Origin of the sequence: Streptomyces sp. NPDC048473 (assembly GCF_043200155.1) — a bacterium.
Taxonomy (GTDB): Bacteria; Actinomycetota; Actinomycetes; order Streptomycetales; family Streptomycetaceae; genus Streptomyces.
The window spans coordinates 1-7,467 of sequence record NZ_JBICXE010000117.1 but is presented as its reverse complement, the minus strand read 5'-3'; the positions used below and the strand labels follow the sequence as shown (position 1 = coordinate 7,467).

Below are 7,467 nucleotides of genomic sequence, written 5' to 3'. Positions count from 1 at the left end.
CCCCCGCACCGTCGGCGGAGACATGAAGCCTGGGACGCAAACCGATACCCTGCACGCAGAAAGTGCCTTCCACCTGGACCGACAGAACCCCTCGACAAGGTTCATCGTCCCAGCTCAGAAGGCACTTTCGCGTTCCCGGCCAGCAACTGGCCTCACACCAACCGAAACGCCGAGGCCAATGCTGTCAAATGTCTCTACAGGTCAACGCGTTGAAGAGGCGTAAGGCAAGTAATGCATGTACGAGTGGGCTCCGCGCGGCCGACACCGTGGGGGCGTCGATCATCCACGGTGGGTACGGAGGAGGGATGGCGGTGTCCCTCACAGACCCGACGGGGTGGGGAGACCTGTTCACTCGGGATATTGACGGGCGGATAGTGCAGCTCGCGGTTCTCCAGGCGTACCGGGACGGCATGGAGGACCAGCTCGGCTCGCTCGGCCTGGTCCTCAACGCCATCGTGCTCTGGACGACCCGTTACATCGACGCCGCCGTCGCCCAGCTCCAGGCCGAGGGCCACGAGATCCGCAAGGAGGACATCACCCGGCTCTCCCCGCTCAAGCACCGCAACCTGAACCTGCTCGGCCGCTACAGCTTCACCGCCTCGCCCCCGGCCGCCGACGCCCTGCGCCCGCTGCGCGACCCGGACGCGCAGCGGGCTGGACGAGGACGACGAAGGCGTGGACTGAACGCCCACATCGGGTGACGCGGGCATATCAGGTGGCCGGGTGCTCGGAAATCGCAAGCGCCGGTAGGGGAGCTGATGTCAGGCTGCCCGATATGTCCGACTAAGCCTTGATTGGTGCGGCCGACCTGGCGGCCTGCTCGATCTTCGCGCAGTGGACTGCACGGGCTTCCTCGTCGATCTGCTTCTCGTGTTCGGGGCGCATCCCGGTCCGGCCGTCGAGGCCCTCGCGCAGGATGTCGGCGTGCCCGGCATGCCGGTTGGACTCGCCGAGGACATGGACCGTGATGGCGAACAGGTTCGTGTTGGGATAAGGCTCCGGCCACCACGGCACGTGGCCGGGGGCGTCGAGGGGAAGCTCGTTGATCGTCGCGTCCGAGTGTTCCCACGTGCGCCGGTAGGACCCGATGATCTGATCGCGGGTCTCGTCCTCGGTCGCCCACTGATCGCTGCCGTCGGAGTCCTGCCACCGGGACAGCGATTCCGGGGAAGGGCGGTCGAAGACCTCGCCGAAGTACCTGGCCTCGACGGTGGCCACGTGTTTGACCAGGCCGAGGAGGTTGGTCCCGGTCGCCGTCAAAGGTCTGCGGGCGTCGTATTCGGACAAGCCGCCGAGTTTCCAGAGCAGCGCCTCGCGGTCCCGCCGCAGTCTCCCGTGCAGGTTGTCTTTCGCGAATTTATCGATCATGCGGCATGAACCTTCCATGGGCTGTTCGTGGTCTCGAGATCCCGTACGTGGTCCGCAACGGCTGGCAGAGCCGAGGCTTGGACTCCTAACACAATGAGCTACCGGGAATGGCTGTCTGTCAGAGAGGCGTGGGGGTGGGGGTGGGGTGCGTGACGGCTCGCGGCCGACCCGACCTGCGACGGTTACTGCGCAGGAGAACTACACGCATGCTGTTCGGTGCCGTTCTCTGATCCCGTTGAGTAGTTCGGGACGGGGACCGGGGAGGTGGGCGGGTGCCAGGTGAAAATCCAGCCGGCGGTAAGCACCGCCGCGCCGCCTGCCAGGGCGATTGCGCCGCCTGTTCCGATGCCTGCGGCCACCGAGCCGAAGCAGGCCGGCCCGACGCCCTGCAGCGTCATGCTGCCGGAGCCGAGCAGACCGAAGGCCTGGCCCTGGCCATCCTGCGGCAGGGCGTCCAGGAACGGCCGTTGCAGGCCGAGACCGTAGGCTAATCCGAAGCCGCAGAGCAGCAGCAGACAGGACGAGACGCCCACTCCGGGCTCGGTAGCGAAGCCGACCAGCGGCAGTCCCGTCAGCGCAATCAACGGGACTACCAGTCGCTCCCGGGTGGGTGGCCGTAGCAGTCGACCCACCAGCAGGTCACCGACAAGCATGCCGACCGGCAGACAGCCCATCAGCACCGCGTACCAGCCGGGCGCGAAGTGGCGTCCTCCCGCGTAGGCGACGATCAGACCTTCCGCGCCCGCTACGAACGCGGGCGGTAGCCACTGGGCCAGCATCAGTCGTCGTACCGTGTGTCCGCGCAGCAGCAGGCCGGCACCGTGCAGGCTTGCCCGGACGGCCCCGCCATCGCCCCGAGCGCTGCCGGGTGTGCCGCCGAACTCTCCCAGCTCCAGCCGGGGTAGCCGGATGCGGATAGCGAGCGCGCAGCCGAGGTAGAGGGCGGCGCTTACCGCGAGCGCCCGGTGCGGGCCGAGTACCGCGACGACCGCACCTCCCAGCGCCAGACCGAACAATTGCGCGCCAGAGGAGGCGATGTTGTTCAGTGAACGGCCCAGTACATAGGCGTCGCCCTTTAGCCACTGCGCGACCAGCCGACTCGACGCGCCGCCGAACACCGGTGTGGCGAGGGCGACCAGCGCCACGACACCGAGGCTTGCCGCGATCGGCATCCGCACCAGGGCGAGCAGCAGGGCGGCGGCGCACTCCAAGGCGTAGCCGCCGGCGATGAGCGCGCGGGGCGGCAGTTGGTCGGCCAGTGAGCCCAGCAGCAGCGAGCCGAACAACTGCGGGAGAAAGCCGATGCCGAAGGCCAGTGCGCTCAACAGCGCGGAGCCGGTGGCCGCGAAGACCAGCACCGAGAACGTGGTGATCCGCAGCGAGCCCGCAGTGATCGCGACGGCGCGGGTCGATAAGAGCAGCCGGAATCGCGGCTCGGCCAGCACCTCCCGGTAGGTGGCACGGTGGTTGCCCTGCGCGGGTTCGACGGTTGGGGTCATGACGCCCAGCCTCGACGTGCGCCCACGCCACTCACCAATGATTCGTCGCTGGACGAATCGGAACAGACGTCCGGCGGTAGCATCGCAGGGTGCTCCGCTTCGAAGTCTCCGTCGAGGACCTGCTGCGCAGCCGCTTCGCACTGTCGCCCGCGTTGGACCTCTGCTTACTGCTACGCTCGCTCGCCGGCCAAAACCGGCCGCTGCCGCGAGCCTGGGCCACCCGGCTCCTGCCGGCCTTTGAACGGCTTCGCCGCGAGACCGAACTGGACGCCGCCCTCGCCCTGCACACCCCGCAATCCGGACCGAACTTCGTCGCCCCGCCCCCGCGCGGCCTCAACCAGACCTGGGCAGACGACCTGGCCATGATCCGGGCCACACCGCTGGAAGCGGCCCGCCACGAATTCGCCACCACCGCGACCGGCCCGTCCGCCCATGATCCCCGCGTACGCGCAGTGCTGGACTCTACGGACGCCGTCTCCAGGATCGCCGAGGCGATGGACCAGGCGTGGCACGAGCTGCTCGCCACGGACTGGCCGCAACTGCGCGCGATCTGTGAGCGCGATGTCGTGCACCGGGTGGGTGTGATCGGCGAACACGGATGGGCCACGACCATCGAGAGCCTGCACCCGAGCATCGCCTGGCGCGCCGGCGGTATCGAGATCGGCTTCTTCCCCCCAGTCGGAAACGTCCGCCTCGCCGGCGACGGGCTACTGCTGATCCCTTCGGTCTTCGTCGGGAATATCGCCGCCCACCTGGAAGACCCCTGGCCCAGGACCTTGGTCTATCCTGCCCGCGGCACCGCCGCCCTGTGGGGCGAACAGGCGACCGTCCCCCAACCGGACGCGCTGACCGCTCTGGTCGGCCGGGCCCGAGCCCGGCTGCTGTTGGCGCTGGACGCCCCGGCCAGTACCAGGCACCTCGCCCGAAGCCTCGCCATGGCACCCGGCGCGGTAGGAGACCACCTCGCCATCCTGCGAGGCGCGGGGCTGCTCGTCCGCGCCCGGTCCGGACGGTCGGTGCTCTACCGGCGCACCCCGCTCGGCGAGGCACTGGTCGCCGGTTCGGGCTGAGGGCTCAGATCAGCACTGCTTTTTGAGGCGCCGCCAGCAGATGATTGCGCAGCCGAGGGTGAGGAAGGCCTGGTGGATGTCGGCGCGGATTTCCCAGCGGATACGCAGTCGGCGGAACCAGCGCAGAAGCGCGAAGGCCGCTTCGACGACCCAGCGGTTCTTGCCCAGGCCGCTTCCGTGCCCGGTGCCGCGCCGGGCGATGAGCGTGCGGATGCCCAGCTCACGGACCTGGCGGCGGTAGACGTTGTGGTCGTAACCACGGTCGGCGTAGAGGACGTCGGGGCGCTGACGGGATCGTCCGCGCTTGCCGCGGATGGGCGGTACGGCGTGGATCAGGGGCAGGAGCTGGGTGACGTCGTTGCGGTTGCCACCGATCATGGTGGCGGCCAGGGGTATGCCGTGGACGTCGACAATGACGTGGTGCTTGCTGCTTGTTTTGCCCCGGTCCACTGGCGAGGGCCCGGTGGCGTCTCCGCCCTTCAGGGCCCGCAGGTGGGAGCCGTCGACGGAGGCGCGGGACAGGGCCAGCTCGGCCCGCGGTCCCCGGTCATGCCGTCCAGCTGAGCTGACGAGCGTGCTGGTCCCGGCGGGAACAGGATGATCGTGAGCTGGTGAAGGAACCAGAGCAAGAACGGCGAACGTCTCCTGAAACGATCAAGATTGAGGAGACTGCGCAGTGCGGATCTACATCAGTGTGGACATGGAGGGTATCACCGGGCTGGTGGATGCCGACGATGTCCAGCCTGGCGGCCGTGACTACGAGCGTGGACGGCTGATGATGGCAGAAGACATCAACGCTGCGATCCGCGGTGCTGTCGCGGCCGGTGCCACCGACATCACCGTCAACGACGCGCACGGCCCGATGCGCAACCTCCTGCCCGAGGCACTGCACCCAGCAGCGCGCCTCATTCGCGGCAAACCCAAGCAGATGCTCATGCTCGAAGGACTCGCTCCCGAGCACGACGCTGCGGTTTTCGTCGGCTACCACTCACGGGCCGGTGCGCTCGGCGTACTGAGCCACAGCTTCATGGGGCACGAGATCGAAGACATGTGGCTGGACGGCCGGCCTGTGGGTGAGATCGGCTTGGCCCATGCCACCGCGGCCGTCATCGGTGTGCCGGTGACGGTCCTCACTGGTGACGACTGTGCCTGCACAGAGATGACGGAATGGGACGCCTCGGTGAGGACCGTGGCAGTGAAGTATGCGCGGGACCGGTTCTCGGCAGATCTGCGGCCGTCGGAGGAAGCACGTGCGGCCATCGAGAAGGCGGTCGCCGCCAGTCATAGTCGTTCCTCGGCAACCGACGGATGCGAGCGTGACGCGCCCATAATCGGAGGAATGCCGAAAGCAAGGCACCGAACGGGGATCCAATTGGCTGTTTGCCCAACCGATTCGACCCGAGGATGTCCCCATGCGTCGTGCCCTTACAGCGGTTGCCTTGTGCGCCGGGACCGTTGCTCTCACGCTCGGAAGCGCGGGATTCGCCAACGCGGAAGCTTGGATCTTCCCACAACAGTGCTTGGACGGGGGCGGGCAGGTTATGCAGATCGAGCCCGGGCTAGGCACCTGCGTCGGCGGGACGTACGACGGCACCGAGGTGCGAGAGCGAGCCTGAGCCCATTCGATTCCACTGTGATCGCATCGCCCCGCCGACTGTTCGGCGGGGCGGCGTTACTACGCTCCTGGTGACCGTGAGTGGTCGCCAGGAGCGTAGTAACGCTGCTCGGGCAACAGCGTCAAGTCCACCGGGGACTTCACCGCACCGTCCGCACACAGCAGCGCGTCCACCAGCTCGAACAACTCGTCACGTCGGGCGGTCAGACACTCGTAGAACTCTCCCCGGAAGCGTGACGCTTCCGCGAACGCTTCCCTCCGGACAGCACCAGGCAGCAGACTCACCCTCACGGCCTTCGTCTCGGTCACGTGCACCTTGGTCGGAGCACATGATCAGACGAAGGCCGCCCCCACGTCCGGCGAATCCCCAGGCGAGCGAACCCGTTCGAGACACCGTTCGGCCTCGTGGCACCATGTACGGCATGACGACCAACCGAAAGGTCCATGCCGCGTAGACGGCCAGGACGCATCCGGGCCGGAACCCCGGATCGACAGCAGCCACGGCGCTCAAGGCCAGCCATCGACCGCCTCTCCCCACGAGCACTGTCCGAGATCGTCCGCCTTGAACGCACGCGGAACTACCTCCAACCGGGGGACATCAGCGCGGCATTGCGCTTGTGGAAGGACTACGTCCACCAGCCCACGCGCGAGCTCTGGCACGACGACGAGTTCGGCAACGTGCACTGGTACTGCTGCGGCAACCCTCTCGAAGGCCGTGCCCTACTCGACGGCGCAATCCGAGCAATGTCGCCTTGCGGAGCCCGCGAGCTCCGCAAGGTCATCGAAAAGCTCGACGCCTTCATGGGCCCGCCCGACCCAGCCGCAGACCGCCGAAGATATAAGACAAGCTGAGTGCCTGACGCTGTCGGGGATCTTGAAAAGTCCCGATCTCCTGTGCTCGGTAGCCTCAGAACTCGTAAGGTTCCGGTCATGGTGACTGCGACTGTCCGATGGTGGAGCGACGAGGAGGGGTGGGGGGTGCTCGACTCGCCCGAGACTCCCGGCGGCTGTTTCGGCCACTACTCCAACATTCAGATGGCCGGCTTCCGCGTTTTGTCGCTCGGGCAGCAAGTAAACCTCACGTGGGAAGCCCCCGGCTTCAAACAAGACGGTTACGACTACCGTGCGGTGAGCATCGTGCCTCTGCCTGCCTAAGTGCCTGACGCCGCCACCTTGCAGGCGGCCTTCACCGGGCACTGCCGGCAGTCGTCCGGGGAGAACTCGGCGTTGACGTAGGGCGCGAGGGAAGGTGGCGTCGACCAGCGGCGGCTGACCTTGCCCTGCGGGCAGGTGACCTGCTTGGCGTCCCAGTCGCATGTTCTGTTCGTTGGCACCGGTTAAGCACACCGGTTCAGCCTGCCCCTGCGGGACCGCTGTGCCGCTGTACGCCTCGCAGGTCGCCCTGCGGCACATCAGGCAGGTTCTCCCCCACCCGGCACGGCCGGATCGCGCCCTACCCGCACTAACGGCCCGCCCGGACCCTGAACACCATGGGGGATACCGGAAACACCACACCAGGTCCGGACAGTACCGACAACGCGTTCCACGCCCTCCTCGAAGGTGCCACCGCCCCGCGACCGCCCGCCCCACCCGACTGCCCGTTCTGCGACCTTCGCCAAGACCGCTACGCCAGCCACTACGACGGCCACTGGGTTCTCCTCGAACCCCGCATCATTGTCCCCGCGCACATCGTGCCCCCGCGTCGGCGCTGGATCATCACCTCGGACGGGGCCGCCATGAACCTGTGGGACGCCGAACCCCTCCCGGGCGCCCGGTGCCGGATTGCGCACCGCATGGTCTGCCCCTACCTCCAACCTGAAGGGGGCCTCCCCCTGAGTGGTGGACACGCTGATACTGGATCTGCTTGATCCGGAGGGAAGCGAGAAGACCGCCGATGGCGATGAAGGACTACTCG

Annotated in this window: 6 protein-coding genes and 4 pseudogenes; 5 read left to right on the top strand and 5 right to left on the bottom strand. The window is 67.5% G+C overall.

The window, feature by feature from the left end:
* Positions 1–392: 392 nt before the first annotated feature.
* Positions 393–684: pseudogene (locus ACGFU7_RS47110) on the top strand (Tn3 family transposase); the annotation flags it as partial.
* A gap of 99 nt (positions 685–783) precedes the next feature.
* On the opposite strand, the gene ACGFU7_RS47105 reads toward ACGFU7_RS47110, so the two are convergent.
* Entirely contained in the window at positions 784–1,368 is a 585-nt protein-coding gene (locus ACGFU7_RS47105) for a DinB family protein (protein ID WP_393704876.1), read from the bottom strand.
* Positions 1,369–1,550: 182 nt separating this feature from the next.
* Positions 1,551–2,867: an MFS transporter gene (locus ACGFU7_RS47100; RefSeq protein ID WP_393704874.1), complete on the bottom strand. Its 1,317-nt coding sequence runs from the start codon at positions 2,865–2,867 to the stop codon at positions 1,551–1,553.
* 89 nt (positions 2,868–2,956) lie between these two features.
* Between ACGFU7_RS47100 and ACGFU7_RS47095 the strand changes: the two genes are divergently transcribed.
* The gene (locus ACGFU7_RS47095) at positions 2,957–3,937 is read left to right on the top strand and encodes a winged helix-turn-helix domain-containing protein (protein ID WP_393704873.1); all 981 of its coding nucleotides are present in this window, start codon (positions 2,957–2,959) and stop codon (positions 3,935–3,937) included.
* A gap of 9 nt (positions 3,938–3,946) precedes the next feature.
* On the opposite strand, the pseudogene ACGFU7_RS47090 reads toward ACGFU7_RS47095, so the two are convergent.
* Positions 3,947–4,468 (bottom strand): annotated as a pseudogene (locus tag ACGFU7_RS47090) (IS5 family transposase); the annotation flags it as partial.
* 145 nt (positions 4,469–4,613) lie between these two features.
* On the opposite strand from ACGFU7_RS47090, the pseudogene ACGFU7_RS47085 reads away from it, so the two are divergent.
* Positions 4,614–5,225: pseudogene (locus ACGFU7_RS47085) on the top strand (M55 family metallopeptidase); the annotation flags it as partial.
* A gap of 429 nt (positions 5,226–5,654) precedes the next feature.
* On the opposite strand, the pseudogene ACGFU7_RS47080 reads toward ACGFU7_RS47085, so the two are convergent.
* Positions 5,655–5,837, bottom strand: a pseudogene (locus ACGFU7_RS47080) (transposase); the annotation flags it as partial.
* A 645-nt stretch (positions 5,838–6,482) separates the two neighbouring features.
* On the opposite strand from ACGFU7_RS47080, the gene ACGFU7_RS47075 reads away from it, so the two are divergent.
* Entirely contained in the window at positions 6,483–6,707 is a 225-nt protein-coding gene (locus ACGFU7_RS47075) for a cold-shock protein (protein ID WP_393704871.1), read from the top strand.
* Here the strand turns inward: ACGFU7_RS47075 and ACGFU7_RS47070 are convergent.
* Positions 6,704–6,886: a hypothetical protein gene (locus ACGFU7_RS47070; RefSeq protein WP_393704870.1), complete on the bottom strand. Its 183-nt coding sequence runs from the start codon at positions 6,884–6,886 to the stop codon at positions 6,704–6,706. The genes ACGFU7_RS47075 and ACGFU7_RS47070 overlap by 4 nt on opposite strands.
* 156 nt (positions 6,887–7,042) lie before the next feature.
* Here ACGFU7_RS47070 and ACGFU7_RS47065 point away from each other — a divergent pair, with 156 nt between their 5' ends.
* A complete protein-coding gene (locus ACGFU7_RS47065; protein WP_393704868.1) occupies positions 7,043–7,420 on the top strand; it encodes a DUF6083 domain-containing protein in 378 nt (125 codons plus the stop codon).
* The last annotated feature ends 47 nt before the right edge of the window (positions 7,421–7,467 follow it).

Excerpts from the sequence above, each read along its gene's own strand:
- ACGFU7_RS47105 (WP_393704876.1), bottom strand. The coding sequence starts at position 1,368 with ATGATCGATAAATTCGCGAAAGACAACCTGCACGGGAGACTGCGGCGG.
- ACGFU7_RS47100 (WP_393704874.1), bottom strand. The coding sequence starts at position 2,867 with ATGACCCCAACCGTCGAACCCGCGCAGGGCAACCACCGTGCCACCTAC.
- ACGFU7_RS47075 (WP_393704871.1), top strand. The coding sequence starts at position 6,483 with ATGGTGACTGCGACTGTCCGATGGTGGAGCGACGAGGAGGGGTGGGGG.
- ACGFU7_RS47065 (WP_393704868.1), top strand. The coding sequence starts at position 7,043 with ATGGGGGATACCGGAAACACCACACCAGGTCCGGACAGTACCGACAAC.